The 21,325-nt window shown below is 48.0% G+C and carries 13 protein-coding genes; 9 read left to right on the top strand and 4 right to left on the bottom strand.

Features of this window, described 5'->3' with window-relative positions:
• Positions 1 to 2: 2 nt before the first annotated feature.
• Positions 3 to 3,515: a TraB/GumN family protein gene (locus tag PP178_RS03015; protein WP_272592828.1), complete on the bottom strand. Its 3,513-nt coding sequence runs from the start codon at positions 3,513 to 3,515 to the stop codon at positions 3 to 5.
• A 32-nt stretch (positions 3,516 to 3,547) separates the two neighbouring features.
• The gene (locus PP178_RS03010; RefSeq protein ID WP_272592827.1) at positions 3,548 to 4,618 is read right to left on the bottom strand and encodes a mechanosensitive ion channel family protein; all 1,071 of its coding nucleotides are present in this window, start codon (positions 4,616 to 4,618) and stop codon (positions 3,548 to 3,550) included.
• 147 nt (positions 4,619 to 4,765) lie between these two features.
• Here PP178_RS03010 and hemH point away from each other — a divergent pair, with 147 nt between their 5' ends.
• The 3 genes from hemH to PP178_RS02995 all read left to right on the top strand — a co-directional run bounded on the left by hemH (position 4,766) and on the right by PP178_RS02995 (position 8,038).
• The gene (gene hemH, locus PP178_RS03005) at positions 4,766 to 5,797 is read left to right on the top strand and encodes a ferrochelatase (RefSeq protein WP_272592826.1); all 1,032 of its coding nucleotides are present in this window, start codon (positions 4,766 to 4,768) and stop codon (positions 5,795 to 5,797) included.
• Entirely contained in the window at positions 5,797 to 7,194 is a 1,398-nt protein-coding gene (locus PP178_RS03000; protein ID WP_272592825.1) for an MATE family efflux transporter, read from the top strand. The genes hemH and PP178_RS03000 overlap by 1 nt, the downstream gene beginning before the upstream one ends.
• Positions 7,195 to 7,726: 532 nt before the next feature.
• Complete coding sequence (locus tag PP178_RS02995) at positions 7,727 to 8,038, top strand: GIY-YIG nuclease family protein (RefSeq protein ID WP_272592824.1); 312 nt, start codon at positions 7,727 to 7,729, stop codon at positions 8,036 to 8,038.
• A 520-nt stretch (positions 8,039 to 8,558) separates the two neighbouring features.
• On the opposite strand, the gene PP178_RS02990 is transcribed toward PP178_RS02995, so the two are convergent.
• Complete coding sequence (locus PP178_RS02990; RefSeq protein WP_272592823.1) at positions 8,559 to 9,290, bottom strand: DeoR/GlpR family DNA-binding transcription regulator; 732 nt, start codon at positions 9,288 to 9,290, stop codon at positions 8,559 to 8,561.
• A 208-nt stretch (positions 9,291 to 9,498) separates the two neighbouring features.
• On the opposite strand from PP178_RS02990, the gene PP178_RS02985 reads away from it, so the two are divergent.
• The 4 genes from PP178_RS02985 to murQ all read left to right on the top strand — a co-directional run bounded on the left by PP178_RS02985 (position 9,499) and on the right by murQ (position 16,315).
• Positions 9,499 to 12,588 (top strand): SusC/RagA family TonB-linked outer membrane protein, encoded by a 3,090-nt coding sequence (locus tag PP178_RS02985; RefSeq protein ID WP_272592822.1) that lies wholly within the window; start codon positions 9,499 to 9,501, stop codon positions 12,586 to 12,588.
• Positions 12,589 to 12,598: 10 nt separating this feature from the next.
• Positions 12,599 to 13,906 carry a RagB/SusD family nutrient uptake outer membrane protein gene (locus tag PP178_RS02980; protein ID WP_272592821.1) on the top strand — a complete coding sequence of 436 codons (1,308 nt, stop codon included), beginning with the start codon at positions 12,599 to 12,601 and terminating at the stop codon, positions 13,904 to 13,906.
• Positions 13,907 to 14,047: 141 nt separating this feature from the next.
• Complete coding sequence (locus tag PP178_RS02975; RefSeq protein ID WP_272592820.1) at positions 14,048 to 15,499, top strand: sodium:solute symporter; 1,452 nt, start codon at positions 14,048 to 14,050, stop codon at positions 15,497 to 15,499.
• On the top strand, positions 15,500 to 16,315 hold the full coding sequence (murQ, locus tag PP178_RS02970) for an N-acetylmuramic acid 6-phosphate etherase (RefSeq protein ID WP_272592819.1): 816 nt from the start codon (positions 15,500 to 15,502) through the stop codon (positions 16,313 to 16,315).
• Positions 16,316 to 16,885: 570 nt separating this feature from the next.
• On the opposite strand, the gene PP178_RS02965 is transcribed toward murQ, so the two are convergent.
• Positions 16,886 to 17,422, bottom strand: a complete 537-nt coding sequence (locus PP178_RS02965; RefSeq protein ID WP_272592818.1) for a quercetin 2,3-dioxygenase — start codon at positions 17,420 to 17,422, stop codon at positions 16,886 to 16,888.
• Positions 17,423 to 17,615: 193 nt separating this feature from the next.
• Between PP178_RS02965 and PP178_RS02960 the strand changes: the two genes are divergently transcribed.
• Together PP178_RS02960 and PP178_RS02955 are read left to right on the top strand one after the other, a co-directional pair.
• Positions 17,616 to 18,392, top strand: coding sequence for a DUF5602 domain-containing protein (locus PP178_RS02960; RefSeq protein ID WP_272592817.1), 777 nt, complete (start codon positions 17,616 to 17,618; stop codon positions 18,390 to 18,392).
• Between the two features lie 58 nt (positions 18,393 to 18,450).
• Complete coding sequence (locus tag PP178_RS02955; protein WP_272592816.1) at positions 18,451 to 21,306, top strand: ATP-binding protein; 2,856 nt, start codon at positions 18,451 to 18,453, stop codon at positions 21,304 to 21,306.
• Positions 21,307 to 21,325: the final 19 nt, after the last annotated feature.

Genomic DNA, 21,325 nt, shown 5'->3' with positions numbered 1-21,325 from the left:
TTTTAATATCCAAATTGCGCATACCCGTGGTAGGCATCAGGGTCAAAAACCACGGCCCGGGGACGATCCCTGATCAGGAAGGCTTCAGTAACCCTATCCATAATTTCTGCATCCGATTCTATGTCTGCAATTCGCAAACCATCATTGCGGTATACCGGGTCAATACCCGCTAATTCACCGGCTTTGTAAATGACCACATGCATTTTAAAATCCTTGTAATAGTCTAGCTTATTTTTCTTCTTAAAGTAGAAGGCCGTATATGAACTACCGTCATTTTCAATGGTCCTAGATTCGATATACTGAACGGTATCAAAGTCAGGATGGTAGGTCGAATCCTCGAAGAGGGCGGCTTCGGCCAGCGCTTCGGGTTTGCGATATTCGTCCGGGATTAAAGATAAATGTCCAGCCTCGTCGAGCATCTCATATAATAAGATCCTACTATTTTTATCTTGGGCTAAGTCTGTGATGATACTATTTGGTATATTTTCATTTACCGCTGCTTTCAGTGCTATCATACGTGCCTGTATCCTGGCATCTTCTACCCATGATAATTTCTCAAAAAAGGCAGATACGTTTTTATCAGAACGGAAAGGGAAAAGTACAATTACGTAGTCATGCAGTAACTTCCTGAATTGCCGCTGTTTCCTGCTTTGCTTCTGTCCCGGCTCCGCCTCCAGGGCCAACTGCCGCTTTAACTGCATCCGTGCATCATTCAGCATGGCAGTTTTATATTTTTTATAATGTTTTGGCCGAATTAATTCCTTGGAAAGTAAGCCGGATAATAAGGCTAATACGGGCTCCTTGTATTCCTCTATAGGGTGATATGCCAACAGCTCCGGGAATAATTCCCTGGCCATGGGCAGGCTATCCCTGAAAGGGGCAAAGATCTTATTGATCTCATACACATTAGAGGCCAGGGGCAGGTCTTTAGACAACAAACTCATTAACTGTTCCGCAGCATCTTGGCTATTCTTCTGGGTGATGGCCTGCAGTATCTTAGACTGTGCCATTGCATCCGAATAGGATTCTTCGTAATAATTCAGCAGGAATTTTTCCACTTCAGGTAGCTCCATTCGTCCTAACTGCCTCAGTAAATGCGTCCTGATATGTGCCTTGTCTTCCGGGAATTCGAAAGTTGAAAGTATTTGCATCAGGCTGTCTGCATGGGATTCTGTAAAAAGCAGGTACCTGTAACCGTCCAGGACAATACTATCATTTGCTCTTAGTGCCGAGAAAAAATCGTTCGTCTTATCTTCTGTCAGTTCTCGTCCTACAAGGGTGTCCATAGGTCTGAAATTATCAAAGAATTCCTTTACAAAAGGACTTAAAGGCTGCAGGCTGTCACCCCCCGCTTTCAGCTCGTAGAGCAGACTTCCTTTGATCACATTCTTCACTAGTATAAATCGACTGCTGGCCGTATCGGTAAGCGTCATCTGGAGTTCGTGATGTCCTTCGGGATGCGTCCGAGATATAGTTTCACTTACCTGAAATGTTTTCTTCGCATATCGTCTTTTACGACCTGCCCAGGCCGAATCTATAGAAGCTATAGTCATGAATTCATGGCTCTTATTGAGCAAGACCGTGATCGCTTCATTGTTCTTATACTGGTAGACCGTCTTTTTGGTATAAGGCATGTAGTCTTTTTGCTTCTTACGGGTATATCCCTGGCCACTGATCTCTACGAATTTTTTTGGCATAACGGGGGATACCGTAGTAAACAACATGGCGGTGTCCCTGATCTTTTCAAATTCTTCCGGGTAATTCGTTGCACTAAGCCGGAATGAATCCAGGTAATGCTGCGCTGCTGTTTCGTCTCTGCCCAAGCTGCCAAGCAAGTAGTAATCGTTGCCTTGTTTTAAGGTTTTGAGATACACCCGCTTCCCTTGCTCATCGTTGAAATTAGCAGATGAGACCAGGCTATTCGGAGACTCCTCCAAAAATTCACCATTAATGCCATAGGCCTGGTAGAACCTTGATTGAATCTGTTTCAATTCAAATGCATCGGATTCTATATAGTCGAAGTCATTCAGTGTTACTTTGTGCAAGAAGTAATAGTTTCCATTCGCAAAATCATAACCTTCCAATTGCCTGTTCCCATGGCGAAAACGATTGGTAAAACGATGAAGCCCGGGCATACTGACCTGGAAGCTATTAAAGCCTGAACGGAGTGAAATTTTCTTCTCATCCGGTATATTAAAGCGGAGGCTGTTAAAAAGGGCTGGGCCAAAACGAGCGGAATAATCCCCTTCTCCGGCCAGCTTAAATACCAGGATCTCCAGTGGCGTCTGGAAGATCTGGTAGTGCTGGTGGTCACCATTCTTTAGACGGTTCTTCAGGTCCAGCCCTTTAAAGCCTTGTTTCTCAATTATGGTTTTTTCCAAGATGGTTCCCGGGATATTTTCAAATAACATATCCTCCAGGTCGTGAATCTCCAAGGCAGCTTCCGGGTTGAGGAAGCGGTAGGTAGGTATGCGGTGTACCATAAGGTAGGCTCCGTTGGGGAGATCCGGCGAGATATAAGTGGTATGGGCTTTTTCAACTACAGGATATAAGGGTGCGGGGAGATCAAGACTAAAGAATTCATCGTCCGTAGTTTGTGGGTACCCATGAGGTTCCCGGAAGGTCTGTACAAATTTATGTTTCAGCTCCTGGCCCTTTTTACTGCTCGCAGAAACCAGGGGTCTTACTTGGTAACCCTTACTGCGAAGCAATTCCAGGACACCCTCTTCTCCCGGCAGGTGCGCAGCACCGATACCGGCAAATACTTTTTGATGACGGATGGCGGAATCCAGTTTATGCACCATGTTCCGGTTCCGGATATACAACATGTTCTCCAGGTAATGGTCGGTATACATGGCTTTGTCGATAGAATCGAGCAGGGAAATATTTCGTTCGCGGTAAGCATCCTGCATTAGGGACATCAGGTTTCCTTGCTGAATTCGCTCTTGTAACCAGGCATCCGGCTTCTTTTTCATGGCATTCATGCTGGCCAAGGCGACCAGCGTACCGGATTCTTCCAGGTCTTCCAGGGCAAGTATGGGTTTATGAAATTTGCTGCCGGCCCGGTATATAAACATATCCAGGTAGGTGTCTTCTTCAAAATCCTGAGCATATTGATCTGTTCGGTAGAGAATGCTGTTAACCAGTCCATCTTCGGAAGCGATGAAATTGGCAATATCTTTTTTACCCGGTGCCCTCATAGCAAAAGCATCGGTATAGAATCCTTTAGGGTTGAATCCAATTTTTCCTGCCCTGCTCAGGGTGCCGGTTTCAGAATCGTTTTCCAGCCAGGTAGCCGGATCAGATTCCAGGGCAATGACCTCGCTCTGGTCAAGGGCATCATAAAAAACATCATCCAGGTGAAAGGCGATCTTCTTACTGACGTGCATGGTGCCGTAGAGGTAAGAAGTCTGTTCCAATCCATTCCCGGAAATTTCCCATAGCAAGCTGTTGTTATCTTGCGACCAGGAGGGAATTATAAAGCAGGTCCACAATAGGGGGAGTAGCCAGCGCATAGTAAAATAAGTTTACATATTAATATTAACGACTAATTGTCTTTTGTATTTCCCTGTCCTTCAGGATTTTTCAGGAAAACACGTGTTTTGGCGAGGCTGTCTGGGTAATTAGATTGTAGAAAGGTTATGAGTTGTTCGCGTACGTGGACCCTCAGGTCCCACGCGGTTGGTGAGTCTTTAGCGCTCATCAGGGCGCGCACTTCCACATGATGTGGTTTGGAGTCGGTCACCTGTATATTGTTGACTTTTTTATCCCACAGCTCTGTGTTTTCCAAAATGCGAGTCAGGGCATCACGCAGTTGGTCAAAAGGGACAGTGTAGTCCAGGTAAAGGTAAACGGTTCCCAGGATATCGGAAGAGGTCTTCGTCCAGTTCTGGAAAGGAGTCTCGATAAAATAGGTGGTAGGGACAACCAGTCTTCTTTTATCCCAAATGGCGATCACCACGTAGGTAAGGCGTATTTCTTCTATTCGTCCCCACTCTCCCTCTACGATGACCACATCATCAATTTTTATGGGTTGGGTTAAGGCGATCTGTATCCCTGCCAGGATAGTTCCTATCATTTTTTGTGCGGAGAAGCCGATGATGATCCCGGCCACCCCTGCAGAAGCAAAGATACTGACCCCGATCTCCCGGATACTTTCAAAGCTCATCAGGGCGATACCCAGGGCAAGAATTATAAGGAGGAAGACCGCGATACGCTCCAGGATGTTGAACTGCGTATAGACCTTCCTGGCCCTGAGGTTGTTCTCCGTATTCATATCGTACTGTTGAACCACCAGGTCTTTGGTCAGGGTGATAACCTGTATGATCAGCCAGGTGATGGCAAAAATCAAGAGTATGGAGCTGCCCTTTTTAAAATAGTAAGCGTAATCTTCCAGCCCTGTAAGTTCCCGGAGCGCTTTCATCCTCAATAAGAATGAGAAGAAGATGAGAAATATAGGCTTTGCCGTCTTTTTAACGGTGTCTGTGGGAATGATATTCTGGGGATTTTTACCCAGCTTTCTTAGGATACCTATCACCACAAAATACAGGATAACTAATCCTAAAAAGGTACCCAGCGTATAAATCATCGCCTCACGTTGAAAAAACTCCTCTAGCATAGCACTATAAATTAAAAATACTAATGGGCTAGAGGTGCTTTATCCATTAAATTAGTTTTCTCGATAGCTGCATCTAAAGTATTTAGAGGGGGTCTGAAGGATAGTTGCCTCTTAATTGGTATTTTTGTTTTTCAAAAAAGAAAAGTTGTGAAAGGAGTACTACTCGTCAACCTGGGATCCCCGGAAAGTCCCACCCCTAAAGATGTAAAACCTTACCTGGACGAATTCCTGATGGATGAACGGGTGATCGATGTTCCCAGGCTATTGCGCAATATAATTGTCAGGGGAATCATCTTGCAGACCCGGCCTAAAAAATCGGCCAAAGCTTACAGCAAGATCTGGTGGGATGAAGGATCTCCCCTGATCGTCATCTCGGAACGCTTTAAGAAAAAAGTGCAGCTGCAGACTAGACTACCGGTTGCCCTGGGAATGCGTTACGGGACCATGAGCATAAAGAAGGGATTGGAGGAATTACAATCTAAAGGAGTAGACGAAGTATTGCTGGTACCACTATACCCGCATTACGCCATGTCTTCTTACGAAACCGTCGTGGTGAAAGCCATGGAAGACCGGGAGAAATTCTTCCCTGACCTGAAGATCACTACCCTGCCTCCTTTCTATAAGAATGTCAATTACCTTAAAGTATTATCCAAGAGCATAGCGGACGGACTCGCCGGCTTCGATTACGACCATGTGCTATTCTCCTACCACGGTATACCTGAAAGGCACATCCGCAAATCAGATCCTACCAAATACCATTGCAAGATTGATGGTAGTTGTTGCAGTATTAATTCCATCGCACATCACAGCTGTTATCGCCACCAATGTTACTTTACCACGGAAGCCATCAGGAATATCCTTGGGCTTGCAGAGGACCAGGTCAGTACTTCCTTTCAAAGTCGACTGGCTGGAGACCCATGGTTAAAACCCTATACGGATTACGAGTTTGAACGCTTACCCAAAGTGGGCAAGACCAAGCTCGCCGTGATCACTCCTGCTTTTGTATCTGACTGCCTGGAGACTCTGGAAGAGATCGCTATGGAGGGAGAAGAAGAATTCATGGAAGCCGGTGGAAAATCCTATAAGCACATACCTTGCCTGAACGACAGGGACGACTGGGTTGGTGTAATGGCCCAGTGGATATCGGACTGGGAAGAACATAATATGCTCCCTGCCTGATGGCCAGGGTGTCTGCCGAACAACTTGGTACAGAACCGATCAGCAAACTGCTGGTGAGGCAGGCGGTCCCAGCCTCTATCGGTATCCTGGTGATGAGCCTCAATGTATTGGTAGACAGTATTTTTGTCGGGAACTGGATCGGCTCTATTGCCATAGCCGCAATCAACGTGGTATTGCCGGTTTCCTTTTTTATCGCTGCCCTCGGGATGTCTATCGGGATAGGGGGGAGCAGTATTCTTTCCCGTGCCCTCGGGGCCAACCATAAAGAAAAGGCGCTAAAAACCTTTGGGAACCAAATTACCCTGACCCTGCTGGTCACCATCGTCATGGTGATCCTCGGGCTCTACTTTATAGACAGCCTGATCCCTGCCTTCGGGGGGAAAGGTGAAATTTTTGCCCCTGCCAAGATCTATTACACCATCGTCTTGTACGGGGTGCCCTTCCTGGCACTTTGTATGATGGGGAATACCGTGATCCGGGCCGAAGGTAAACCGAAATTTGCCATGATCGCTATGATCATCCCCTCTGTCGGTAACCTGCTGATGGATTATATTTTTATCTATGTACTGGACTGGGGTATGCATGGTGCAGCTTGGGCAAGTACCGGGAGTTACTTTTTATGCTTTTCTTACGTTTTTTGGTTCTTTTTATCCAAGAACTCCGAATTAAAGCTTCGATTCAGGGATTTTGGACTGAATTTGCCCATTTTGCGCGAGATTTCCTCTCTTGGATTTGTGACGCTTTCACGACAGGCGGTCACCAGCGTGGTATACCTGCTGATGAACAATATCCTCTTTGGACTGGGCGGAGAAGCTATGGTTGCGGTCTATGCCATTATTGGGCGGATGCTCATGTTTGCCCTCTTTCCTGTTTTCGGGGTCACCCAGGGATTTTTACCCATCGCCAGCTTTAATTACGGGGCTGAAAAATGGGGCAGGGTACGGCTGAGTATCAGTACTGCAATTAAGTATGCAGCAGCTTTGGCTACGCTGGTCTTTATTTTGCTGATGGTATTCCCGGCAGAGATCGCCGGGCTCTTCCTGAGCGACCAACCGGGGATGAGTGCAGCAGACCTGGCTACTAACGCCTTTGTGTTAGAGCATAGCCCCGCCGCTATGCGCTGGGTGTTTGCCGCTACGCCTATTATTGCCATACAATTAATTGGGGCAGCCTATTTCCAGGCGATCGGGAAAGCCACCCCGGCATTACTGCTGACCCTGACCAGGCAAGGATTCTTCTTTATCCCCCTGATCCTGATTTTGCCGTTATATTTAGGTGAACTGGGCGTTTGGATCTCTTTCCCCATTGCCGATCTCTTATCGACCATTGTTACCGGGTACTATTTAAGAAAAGAAGTAAAACAGGATTTGTTGGGCAGGGAAGCTGTGGAGTCTTAGTTCGAAGTTCGAAGTTCGAAGGTCGATGATGAATCATGGTCAAAAAACTCCTCCCTTTGGATAAAGGGAGGTGTCTCGCGAGTATCGCGGGACGGAGGGGGAGAGGGAACTCATAGATTATAACAAGGCAGTTCGAGGCCTACCTTCGGCACAACCGGGTAGGTAAATGCGAGGTTCGAGCCCTCCGGCTAGTTAATAGAATTACTCATAATCTGTCAGTGCGAGCCCTTCGGCTACATCCATTCTGTGAGACTTATGTCAGGTCGAGCGGAGTCGAGACCCCATTTGGAGGTTCTGCCTTCAGTTGCTCAGGGCAGGCTCTGTCGAGAACCATTTATATTTCTATATACCAACGCTCAAGACAAGTTCCGTCAAGAACCGTAATCATTGTACCAATTTGCTGAGGACGGCTGCATGGACAACCTGGTGTAGACACCTGATTTGATTCTCAGGATGGGCTGAGTAGACAATAATTAAACTGCAAGATTTTTGCAGTGTCAAGCCCTACATTCAAAGAAAAATAGATATGTCGATGAAGAACTATTGTGTTTATATGATTCTTTGTGTAGACAATACGATCTATACGGGTATTACCAATAATCTTACGAGAAGATATTATGAACATAGCTGTGGATTAAATCCTTTAGCCTATACCTATTCTAGACGTCCAATCCGACTCATCTTCCAACAAGATTTTTTAAATTTTGAAGGTGCTGTGTTTTTTGAGAAAAAGTTAAAGAAATGGAGTCATAAGAAAAAGATGGCTCTAGCTTCGGGAGAAGAAGAGCTTCTTAAGATTTTATCAGAGTGTAAAAATGCTTCGCATTTTAAGAATAAAGAATAAGCGTTGGGGTCGCTTCTCGACTCCGCTCGAAGTGACAAGTAGAGTGCGTCCTTTTAAATCCATGCCTTTTATTTCTGGAATTTTAATAATGAAAAGAAATATGAGAGGCCTCTCGACGGAGCTTGTCTTTCGACTGCAATTAGGCTGTAACTCTATTCTGTCAGTTCGAGCCCTTCGGCTAGTTCTTAGAATGGTATATATTATGTCAGTTCGAGCGGAGTCGAGAACCGTTTCAGGCTCCGTCGAGAACCAATTTTATGTTTTTGTAAACTATCACTCAGGACAAGCTCTGTCGAGAACCAGAAGAAGGATCTGTTAATAATTGCTCAGGGCCGGCTTTGTTGAGAACCTTATATGATCTTAGAATTTACCGTACTTCTCGACTCCGCTCGAAGTGACCGATAGAGTGCATCCTTTTAAATCCATGCCTTTTATTTCTGGAATTTTAGTAATGAAAAGAAATATGAGAGGCCTCTCGACGGAGCTTGTCCAGAGCCTGACGAAAGGCAAGAAGTGACAACTAAAGAATCTCCACCCCTTGCTTCCTATAAGCGTCCAGCTCCTCAGAACCTGGTTCCAGCTCGGTGACCAGGGTGTGCAGGGCTTTAACATCACAAATTTTATAGCGGTTCTTAGTTCCCAGTTTTTCCGAAATGGTCAGGGATACTAATTTTTTGGTCGATGCAATCATGGCTTTTTTCATCTGGGCGATCTCCCAGTCCACCTCTGTTATTCCCTTCTCCACATCTATATACCCGGTTCCCAGGAAACAAATATCTGCAGTGATGTCTGCCAGCACATTGATAGAATTACCCCCGGTGGCCAGCTGCGAATCCCGGGAAAGTTTACCGCCGATGAGGTGCACTTCGTAGCCACTTGGAGCACGGTTCAGCAATTCGATCGCCATGGGCAAACTGGGTGTAAAAAAGGTGAGGTTCATTTTCCGGGGCAGGCAGCGTGCCAATTCCAGGTTGGTAGATCCGCCGGTAATCAGGACTACGTCCCCATCCTGTAACAGGGATACCCCTTTCTGCGCGATCAGGGTTTTTTCACCCTGGTGGTACACCTCCCGGGTAGTGTCTGTATAAATATTGAATCCGTTTGATACAGCTCCCCCATGAACTTTGCGAAGTTTCTTTTCCGCATCCAGTTCCTTTACATCGCGGCGAACCGTATCCATGGAGACATCCAGGATTCGTGCCAGGTCTGCCAGTAACACCCGGTTGTGTATCTGTACTTCACTCAGGATCACCTGATGGCGTTGCGTCTTTTCCAGAGGATTTTCTTTTAGAAAGACAAGATAATCAATATTTCGTTATGCCAATAAAAACAGCATATAAATAATATAAAACAGCAAAAACCAGTTAATTTGCTGTTTTTGCAAGAAATACTTGCGTTAAAAAATTGAAAGTTTAGGAAAAATGCTATAAGTTTGAGCTCAACCAGTTGAATACACTATTATGAAAAAAACGTATTTCTTGCTGCCAGCTTTCCTGTTGGTCTTTTTCGTCCAGGCCATGTTTGGACAAGAGGCGACTATTTCGGGGAAAGTGATGGGCGATGACGGGGTCCCCTTGCCGGGAGCCACAATCCTGATCAAGGGAACCACCAAAGGGAGTACTACCGATTTTGACGGTAACTTCAGTATCCAAGTAGAAGCGCCGGATGGAAAATCACTCCAGGTGAGTTACCTCGGTTTCCAGACCAAATCCGTAGTACTAGCCGGGGGAGACCAGTTTTTAGAGATCACCCTGACGGAAGATTCTAACGCACTGGACGAGGTGATCGTCGTAGGTTCTTCCATCACCCAGGAACGTAAGAAATTAGGTAATGCCATTACCACGGTAAAATCGGCCGAGTTGGTCAAAGCCTCCCAGCCAAGCGTTACCTCATCACTTCAGGGGAAAGTTCCCGGGGCACAGATCACCCAGAATTCCGGGGATCCGGCCGGGGGATTTTCTATCCGTTTAAGGGGTCCCAGTACCATCCAGGGTTCATCAGAGCCTTTATACGTCATAGACGGGGTGGTCACTAGTAACCTGACCACGAATGTTACCAACCTTAACGTGAGTGCAGGTGATGCTGCTCCCGGGCAGAACCGTATGGTAGATATCAATCCTAACGATATTGATAACATCAACATCCTTAACGGTGCCGCTGCAGCCGCGATCTACGGCTCCAGGGCATCTAACGGGGTGGTGATCATCACCACCAAGAAAGGCAGGGAGATGGAAGATGGCCCGGCCCTCTTCTATAAATCGACCTTTAATGTCAATACCATTCGCAAGAAACTGGATCTGAACCTCAGGGGGGAGGAATTTGAAACCATCCCGGACAGTCCGCTTTCAGGAAGGCTGTGGCCGATCTTCGGATTTAACCCGAACGATAATAACGCGCTGACTCCTTTCCGGTATTTATCTACCGATAAGTTCAGTACCACGCGTTACGATTACCAGGACGAGATCTTCCAGACCGGGTTCGGGACAGATAATTACTTCTCTATCAAAGATGGGAATGAGAACATGAATTATTCCGCATCCGTAGGTTACCTTACCAATGAAGGGATCATCAAGAACACTAAATTCAACCGTTTCTCTACCCGCGTAAATTTCAGCCATACGGTGACCGATTGGTTGTCTTATGATGTCGGACTGTATTTTGCGAACAGCCAGTCTGATGAAAAACCGGATGGAAACGTTTTCTGGAGCCCGATCAACGCGGTGAATATTACCAATAACGTGTTCGACATCACCCGGAGAGATGCTAACGGTAACTTATTAGCCGTGGAAAACACAAGGGTGAACCCACTTACGATCATCGAGACCTTTGATATCACCCAGGATGTAAACCACTTTATCCCTAACCTGCACCTGCGGTTAAAGCCGATAAAGAATGTAACCATAGACCAGATCGTTGGGGTGGACACCTACAACCAGAAAGGACATATCCTCATCCCGGTCTATCCTTATGAAAACGTAAACCCGGCCTATTTTAACGATGGCTACCTTGGAGATGCTGAAGCCAAAGTATTTAACTGGAACTACGACATCAACCTGACCTATGATACGGATATCACCGCATCACTGAATTCGAGTACCACGGCAGGCTACAGCTTCCAGTCCAGCGAACTGACCTTTGACGGGACCCAGGGAAGAGGCCTGGATGCGTCTGGTAACCCAACCATTGAATTACAGACCAATCCAATCGATTCTAACCTGGACATCTTTGGTTTCTTCTTACAGGAAACCCTGTCCTACGACGATAAGTTATTCTTAACCCTGGCGGGTCGAATTGACGGGGCAACGAACTTTGACGTGGATAAGCGCTCTAATTTTTACCCAAAAATTTCCGGTTCTTATGTACTCTCTAACGAGGAATACTGGAATTCGGACTCCTTTATGAATTCGGCCAGGCTAAGAGCGTCTTACGGGGAAGCAGGTAACCTTACCGCTATTGCTCCTTACGAGCGATTTGGAAGTTACAGGCCGCGTGATTTCTTAGGGCAATCTACCTTACAACAGAACAGCAGGCTGGGTAATGAGGACCTGGTACCGGAAAGAACCAAGGAATTCGAGATCGGTACAGACCTCAGTTTCTTTGACAACAGGGCATCCCTATTGTTTACCTTCTACCGCCAGAACATCGAGGACCTGATCGTAAGCCGCGTACTGGCACCTTCTATCGGCGGGTCTGCCCGTACAGAAAACGTGGGGACCATGAGGAACAACGGGGTGGAGCTTTACGCCCGGATTACCCCGGTTAAGACCGAAGACCTGACCTGGAATATGAATTTTAATTTCAGTAGTAACCGGAACAAAGTGCTAAGCACTATTGGCGGGGATATCACCATTGCCAACGTTGCCGGTGCACCACCTGTAGTACAGGAAGGACAGCCACTGGGTGTCTTCTACGGAACCTATTTTGCCAGGGATGACAATGGAAACCTGCTGCTGACCGGGCCTTCTACCAATGGATCACCTGTTGGAGTTCCGCAACCGGAACGAGGGGACCTGGCTACCGGCACACCACAACGTGATGCCAATGGGCAACCCACCGGAGACGTGCTGAGGACTATTATCGGTGACCCTAACCCTGATTATATACTGGGGGTAGGAACAGACCTGGATTACAAGAACTTCTCTTTCTCTATGCTGTGGGAAGCGGTACAAGGCTTCGATATCTTTGACGCGGATAAAAGAACGCGGCAGGGGGTAGGTCTTGGCAGGCTTGCCGAGCAGGAACTGACGGGGGAATTACCGCGGGGATACATCGCCGGTATCTACCCGATTGAGCAATTCCGTATGGAAGACGGTTCTTTTGTAAAGCTGAGGGAAGTGTCTTTAAGCTATGTCTGGCCTTCCTTATTCAATGACAATTTGGAGAATGTCCGCTTATCCCTGATCGGCCGGAACCTTATCTCTTTTGATGACTTCTTCAGCTATGACCCGGAGACCAATGCCGGGGGGCAGTCTAACTTATTGCGTGCCGTGAACTTTGGAAACGTTCCAATTCCAAGCACCTTTGCTTTATCACTCAGCGCTAACTTTTAATTTGTACGAAATGAAAAATTATATAAGCATCTTATTTCTCAGTTTCGCTGTACTGCTTACCCAGTCCTGTGATACGGAATACCTGGATCCGAACTCTACCCTGGAACCGGATGTAGTGAACAGTACCGAGAACCTGGTAAAACTGATCAACGGGATTCAGCAACGCTGGAGTACAGACAGGGCCGGGATGATCTATACCAAAACCCATATCGCCGGTTTAAATACTGACGAGCTGCGCCTGTTAAACCCGGGTAACCTGGGCGAAAATGAATTGTTGCTCGGCGGGGATGATATAAACGGTGGAAACGAACTGCTGAACAATATCTGGACGCAGGGAATGCTGGCCAGGAAGGAGGCAACCACCATTATCGATGCTGCGGAGCAAGCAGCAGACGATACGGCTACTGCCAATTCCTTAAAAGCCTACGGTTTATTCTACCGGGCCCTGGTACACGGAACCCTGATACAGTATTTTGAACAACTTCCGCTGGAGATTGAAACCAATGCAACATTTGAGAATCGCAGCACGGTTTTGCAATCGGCTATTGCCGACCTGCAAGAGGCTAAAGGTTATGCAGAAGCGGGAATCGCTGCAGAAGTTTCTGCAGATGTCTTTCAGTCGGTAGACCTGGAAAACAGTATCAATGCGCTTTTGGCCCGTTTTAACCTGATGGCCGGGAATTACACCGCAGCCATTACGGCGGCAGACCAGGTAGACCTGGGTGTAAGATCGATATGGGAATTTGATGCGGCAATCCCTAACCCATTAGCCTTTTGGTTCGGATCTCAGAACGTGACCCAGGCGAAAGACCTTTCTTTTGGTCTGCCACCAGCCCTGGCTCCTGAAACCGATGACGACCGGGTGCCTTTTTACGTCACTGCGGACGACCTTAATGCGCCCAGCCCTAACTACCAGGTAGTAGGATTCTACGATGACAACCTGGACGAGATCCCAGTTTACCTGCCCGGTGAAATGCTGCTAATCAAAGCAGAAGCTCATGCCAGGAACGGCGACCTGGGAGAAGCGGTGAACGAACTGAACACCGTACGTACTAAAACTGCGGCTACCGATGCCTTTGGTTTAGGAGCAGACCTGCCCCCTTATTCGGGTCCGGCAGACCAGGATGCTATCCTGGACGAGATCTACAAGAACAGGAGAATCGAATTATACCTGACAGGCCTTGCCCTGGAAGACAGTCGCCGGTTTAACCGCCCGGGACCAGGAGCAGCAGATCCGGAAAGGAACAGGAATTACTATCCTTACCCGAACGCTGAAAGGGATAACAATACCAATACGCCGGCAAACCCGGCTAATTAACCAACCAAACTTTAGATTGTGTTTATTTATTCCTGATTTCTTAGTTGACGAGGTTCGGCTGGCCCACAAGGCCGGCCGAATTCTTATCAGGGAAATAAAATTTACGCTACCAAAGACCTGCAACACTAAAATTACAGCACTGTGAATCCTTACTTTATCTTAGCCATTCTTGCCGCGTATTTTTTATTGTTGATGACCATTAGTCACTTTACTTCGAGGAACCGGAGTGAGGAGTCTTATTTTACCGGGGACCGGCAATCGCCCTGGTTCCTCGTGGCTTTCGGGATGATCGGTGCCGGGCTGTCCGGGGTCACCTTTGTCTCCCTCCCGGGGATGGTAGGCAACCACAACTTTCATTTTTTTCAATTCATACTGGGGAATGTAGCTGGTTACCTCTTTATCACCTTTGTGCTGATCCCATTGTACTACCGGATGAAACTGGTGTCGGTCTATACCTACCTGGGGAACCGATTTGGTTCCAGGACCTATAAAACAGGATCCTTATTTTTCCTGGTCTCTCAATCCTTTGGAGCTGCGTTGCGATTGCTGCTGGCAGCCAAGATCTTGCAATTCGCTTTCTTTGACCAGTTCGGGATCCCATTTGCGGTGACCGTTATCATCATCCTGGTCCTGGTGTGGTTGTATTCTAATAAGAGTGGGATCAAGACCATTGTCTGGACCGATACCCTGCAAACCATCTTCTTACTGGCGGGGGCTATCATTACCACCATCACCATCATTAATACCTTGGATTTCTCCGCTACTGAGGCCGTGACCGAAGTGGTGACCCACCCTTATTTTGACGTCTTTGAATGGGGGAGTTTATCCAGTCATAATTTTTATAAGGAATTCATCGCAGGTATACTGGTGGCCATAGCTATGATAGGGCTGGACCAGAATATGATGCAAAAGACGCTGACCTGCAAAAACCTTTGGGACGCACAGAAGAATACGCTGACCTATAGCCTGATCCTGGCTGCAACCCAGTTCCTTTTTATGGGCCTTGGGGTGCTCTTATACCTCTATGCCGATGCCAATGGGATCAGTTTACCCAGGGGAGCAGATGGGATGCTCTTGGATACCGACACCCTTTTTCCAAACCTGGCCCTGAACCACCTGGGGATCGCTGCAGGTGTCTTCTTTATACTAGGGATCATTGCCGCCTCTTTTTCCAGCGTAGATTCGTCCTTAACGGCCCTTACCACCTCTTTTACCTACGATTTTCTGGATATATCGCATAAACCAACGGAGGTCAGGAAGAAATATAAGAATTGGGTGTTGTTCGGCTTTTCAGGCATCGTATTCCTGATCATCATGCTCTTTGCCAACAGTCGGGGGGACGTTATTTCCCTGATCTTCGAGGTGGCCGGATATACCTACGGACCCCTGTTAGGACTGTTTGTGTACGGGATGTTCACCAAACAGAAAGTCAAGGACCAATGGGTTCCCCTGGTCTGTTTACTGGCCCCCTTTATCACTTATGGACTCGGTGTATTCCTGGAAAACACCTACCAGTTTAACCTGGGCTTTATCAACATTGCGCTCAATGGATTGCTGACAATCCTGGGCCTTATCATCATCCGCAAAAAATAAATGGATACTACAAAACCTACTACAGAACAGGCCTCCAGGTACGATAACCTGGAACAAAAGAGCGTAGCCGAGTTGCTGCGAGACATGAACACGGAAGACAAATCTGTGCCGGCCGCTATTGAACAAGCATTGCCCCAGATCGAACAATTCGTGAATGCCACCGTTGCCAAGATGAAGAAGGGCGGGAGGCTCTTTTATATCGGTGCCGGAACCAGCGGGCGACTGGGAGTGCTCGACGCTTCTGAATGCCCCCCTACTTTCGGGGTGCCCGACAACTGGATCATCGGGCTGATCGCCGGAGGGGATAAAGCATTGCGCAAGGCGGTTGAGAATGCCGAAGATGACCGACTGCAGGCCTGGAAAGACCTGGAACATTATTTTATTGATGAGAATGATGTGCTGCTCGGGATAGCCGCATCGGGCACTACTCCTTACGTGATTGGCGGACTGGAACAGGCCCGGAAGCACGGGGTGCTATGCGGCAGTATTTCCTGTAATGCAGGATCACCACTGTCTGCAGCGGCAGATATCCCTATAGAACTGGTAGTAGGACCCGAATTCGTTACCGGCAGTACCCGTATGAAAGCGGGAACGGCCCAGAAGCTGGCCCTCAATATGATCTCCACCTCGGTGATGATCAGCCTGGGCAGGGTAAAAGGCAATAAGATGGTGGACATGCAATTGTCTAACAATAAACTAGTCAACCGCGGGATTAAGATGTTGATGGAAGAACTGCAAATGGAGGAAGGCCAGGCGCGCTTGCTCCTGGAAAAGTATAAAAACGTCAGGCAGGTGCTGGAGCGGTATAAGGGGTGAGGGCTGCCGGCCCGTCCGACCGGCACGGGCGGGCAGGCAGGGTTCGAGGTTCGAGGTTCGAGGTTTGAGGCCTACCTTCGGTAGGTAAATTCGAGGTTCGAAATCCCACACCCCCGCCCGTACCGTACGGCACGTTCGGGCGGGCTAGCCCTGCGTCTTCCTCTCGTTCTGTCGTCGGAGACGGAAGGGGAGAGAGGAAAACATTATTTTGAATTTTGCTAGCAGCACCTCCCTTTAGTTAAAGGGGGGTGTCTCCCGGGGAGCGGGAGACGGAGGGTGAAGGAGTTCGAGGTTCGAGCCCTTCGATTTCCCGCCCGTACCGACGGTACGTTCGGGCGGGCGCTCAGGGCATGGTTCGAAGTTCGATGTTATCAGCTGTCAGGTCGAGCGGAGTCGAGACCCATTTAATAGACTCACATGACAAGTTCTCGACTCCGCTCGAACTGACAGAATAAAGCTACAGCCTAGATGTAGCCCAAGGGCTCGACCTAACATCTCACAAAAAAACAGCACCCTCACCGAGTGCTGTTGCGATAGGTAAGCAGCTCCCCCGAATTGCTTACCTAAATCTTACACGAAGCGAATATTGTACCTGCCGCAGATCTCGCTGACCTTTTCAAAATTGGGAGGCCCCGGGGGCATAGCGCCCAGTTCGCGGAACATCTCTTCGATACCGGAAGGGAAAACGCTAAGGATGACCCGGGCTTTTTCATCTCCCACTACTTTCCAGCTGTGGGGAACTCCCTTGGGACCATAGGCCAGGTCTCCTGCTTTTAATACCGTGGTCTCTCCACCTACCGTGAGTTCCAGTTGGCCCTCAAGTACCTTGAAGACTTCATCCTCATCGTCATGTACATGCATGGGAATCATAGTCCCGGGCTCATTCAGTTCTTCGATCAGGGTAAAGGCCCCGTTAGTATCTGCCCCGGTAAGCTTAAAGGTCATATGGTCGCCCAGCACATTATGAGCTTCCCCGTCCGAAGACCTTATTATCCTCGGTTGCTTTTTACCAAAAGTCTTTTTGATCCCGGCGGTGGCTAACTGGGGTATGGCCATCATCCCTACACCGAAAGCCAGGGTCGACTTAAAAAATTCGTTTCGTTTCATAATCGTATGGTTTTAAAGGATGTTATAAAACTAGTGTAGCGAGCTTGTAAGCTTTAATAGAAGGGTTGCAGGGGATACCACTTTTGTCGCATCCGCCAGCTGCTGCAACAACAGTGTTATAGGGTGAAACAATTGGGTTAATCTTTCCGGGAATAATTGGAAACCTTTAGGTAAACCACAAAATGAAAGCCTTATGAGAACAATTAAATTCATAACCCTGCTTTTTTGCCTATTGGCATTTCAGGGTTGCAAGTATTACGGGGAAGGAGCCGAGTACGACCACGAAGAACAACAAGTTAAATACACTGGCGAAAAAGTAAATATAGGGGACGGGCAAGCCTGGACCATTGTAAAGACTGATCACTACGGGAACCCACTGGCCATTGGAATACAGTTTACCAAAGCTGCCTTGGAGAACCTGCCAAGCGGCCATGCCCACGCGCATGAAACCGTCTTACAATTACCCGGGGGAAAACCTGTTGCGCCCTATGACCATGTAACGCTGGACTGGAATGAAATGGGACACGAACCACCCGGGGTGTACGACCTGCCGCATTTTGATATCCACTTTTACATGATCTCCATGGCCGAACGGGACGGCATCGGGCCAACCGATGAAGCCGAGTTCAATAAACCGCTACCGGGGATCAACCTGCCGCCTATGTACCTGGAGACTCCCGGGGGAGTGCCACGGATGGGAGCGCATATCATCGACCTACTTTCGCCCGAGATCGCTGGTACCGGGATCTTTACTTACACCTTTATTTACGGTAAATATAACGGGTTAATGAATTTCCTGGAACCCATGGTGACCCGGGATTTCCTGCTCACTAAAGAACGTGTGTCTTACGAGATCCGAAGGCCCGAAGCCTACCAGACTCCGGGGATGTATCCGGATGAGCTTACGATCTGTTTTGATGAAGAGACCGGGATATACACCATCTTGATGGAAGGTCTGGAAGAATTTTAGTAACTTTTTTACGAGGTTCACGATGCCTGCCCCACTGGGTGTCGTGAACTTTATAGCAATGACCGGCACCAAACCATACCTGTTTTCCTGGAGTAGCAGCTTTTTGCTGCTGCTTTGCTGTGCAGTATTCCGGCTTAGCGGGCAGGAAGTGTACCAGGTGAACCCGGACTACCCGGTGCAGCCCTTAATGGAACACCTGGATATACTTGTGGACGAGGAGGGTAAGTTAAGCTGGGAAGAGGTACATCAAAAACCCGCTGGAGATTTTGTGAAGAGGGCCGAGTTGGGTGAAAACCTGGAGATTTCGACGGTATATTGGGGAAAGGTCTTGCTACACAGCGACAGGGAAATCCAAGGCTGGGAATTACACCTGGAAGATCCCCTTATGAATAGTATTTTCTGGGATCGTAGCAACGGGAATGTCGATGTGTTTAAAGTTGTTGATGGCGAGCTGCAGAGGCACAGCAAAACAGGGGTAGATTACCCGGCTTCTGAACGGGAGATCCCTGAACCCTGGAATATTAACCGGGTTAGACTTGATCTCGAAGCAGGGGAGACGGCTACATTTATAATCCGCGTGACCTCTAACAGTTTCGGGTATTGGCCTTATTTTAACCTATCGTTACGACACCCGTCTTATGCGGATTACTTCCCCGTTAACCCTTCCAATATTGTTTTTCTCTGGTTTGTACTGGGCATAAGCTTTATCACGCTGCTATACCATTTTCTCATGTGGGTGTATACCCGAGAGAGAATCTTTCTATGGTTTTCTCTCTGGCTGCTCTTCTGTACCCTTACCCAGGTGATGACGGTAGGCCTAGACACCAAATTCTTGTTGGGGGAATACCCGCAATGGCGGTTCACAGTATGGCTGCTTATTCCCAACAGTATGTTGTATACGTTCTGGTTTTTTGGGAGAGCATTTATAAAGTCTAAAGAAAAGTTTCCGCTCCTGGACAAGTTCCTCCTGGCGCTTCCTATACTCATGATCGTAAAGCTGGTGATCACCATTCTATATGTAAATTTCTGGAATCCTGAGATCATGACTACGGACACCGGATACCACTATTATTTCATTATTTTCTTTTCTATACTGGGGCTGGTCCTCGCTACGGCTATAGCAATGCAAAAGGACCCTTTTGCCCGCTACTTCGGGATTGGAGCAATACTGGCGACCACCTGTACCCTCCTGGGAGGACTCTGGTCTGAAGAAATCATAAACCCGGGTTTTGATCCCTATACTTTTGGCATTTTGATACAGATAGTTGCCTACTCCTTCGGAATTGCCTTCAGGCAACAGCAATTACGTAAAAAAGCGGCCGAGGATCAATTATCTTTTGAGCGTTCACAAGCAGAAATGCAACGAATTCGTGATTTGGACGAGGTGAAGACCCGCTTCTTTGCGAACATCAGCCACGAGTTCAGGACACCGCTCTCCCTTATCCTGGGACCGCTGCAGCAGGCCAAGCCTGGAGAACCGGGAAAGGCCGTGGTTTTACCGGCAAGATCACATGAAATGATTAAGAAGAACGCAATACGCCTACAGTCGCTCGTAGATCAATTATTGGATCTTTCAAGATTAGAAAGCGGTAATGTGCATTTACAACTGAAGCAAGGGGGGATCATTGCCTACCTCAGGGCCCTGGTCTATTCTTTTGAAAGTATGGCCGAACGGCAAAACATCAGCCTGAATACCAGTTTCCCGCATGAGATGGACCAAGCCTGCTATGACCGGGACAAGCTGGAGAAGATCGTGAGTAACCTCTTGTCAAACGCTTTTAAGTTTACGCCCCCCGGCGGAGCTGTGACCGTGGGCGTTGTTTTCGAGGAGAAACACCTGGTCCTCTCTATTTCGGACACGGGGAAAGGGATAGACCAGGAAGCGGTACAACATATTTTTGACCGTTTCTACCGGGTAGAAGGAACCGAAGAAAAAGGTAGTGGAATTGGTCTTGCCCTGGTAAAAGAGCTGGTAGACCTGCACGGCGGGCAGATCAGCGTAAACAGCCATAAGGGTAAGGGTACCACTTTTAAAGTCCGGCTTCCCGTATCTGCAAATATCTTGCAGGGAGAGCTCGATACTGACCTCTCTCCTGGGCCAAAGACTTCCCCGGATGAAATTCATACAGAACTTCCGGCAGTGGAACTAGGTACTCCTCTTAATAATGAACTGCCCCTGGCCCTTGTTGTTGAAGACAATGAAGATCTCCGTTCCTACGTGGCAGGAATCCTGGAGGGGGCATACAGGGTAAACCTGGCTAGGGACGGTTTGCAGGGAGAGCGAATGGCACTGGAGCATATCCCGGATGTGATCGTCAGCGATGTGATGATGCCCGGCAAGGATGGGTATGCGCTCTGCCATAGCCTGAAGAACAACAACAAGACCAGCCATATCCCAATCATCCTTTTGACGGCCAAAGCAGGACAAGCCAACAAGATGGAGGGACTGACCCAGGGGGCAGATGCCTATATCACTAAACCTTTCAGTGCGGACGAGCTACTGCTCCGTGCAAGGAACCTGGTAGAAGCCAGGCGAAAGATCTGGGAGCAATTTAAGCAGCTGGACAGCATACTGGTGGATGACCTGGAGCTGACATCTCTGGACGACAAGTTCTTGCAGCAGGTTTTTAAAGTGATCCGGGAGAGGCTGGATGACGAGTTACTGTCCGTCGAAGATATCGCCAGGACGGTAGGATTTAGTCGCTCGCAGCTGCATCGCAAACTGAAGGCCCTGACCGATAAGAGTACCAACCAGCTGATCGTGGAGATCAGGCTGAACGAAGCCAGGAAAATGCTGGAAAACAAGGTGGGCTCGGTCTCAGAGATCGCGTATTCTGTCGGATATTCTAACCTGTCCTATTTCACCAAAAGTTTTAAGGAGAAGTTTGGGTTGCTGCCGAGTAAGGTGGGGTAGCTTTAAAGTTCGAAGTTCG

The sequence above is a fragment of the Zeaxanthinibacter sp. PT1 genome, assembly GCF_028464225.1.
Classification (GTDB): domain Bacteria; phylum Bacteroidota; class Bacteroidia; order Flavobacteriales; family Flavobacteriaceae; genus Zeaxanthinibacter.
This window is presented reverse-complemented; position numbering and strand designations above follow the sequence as displayed.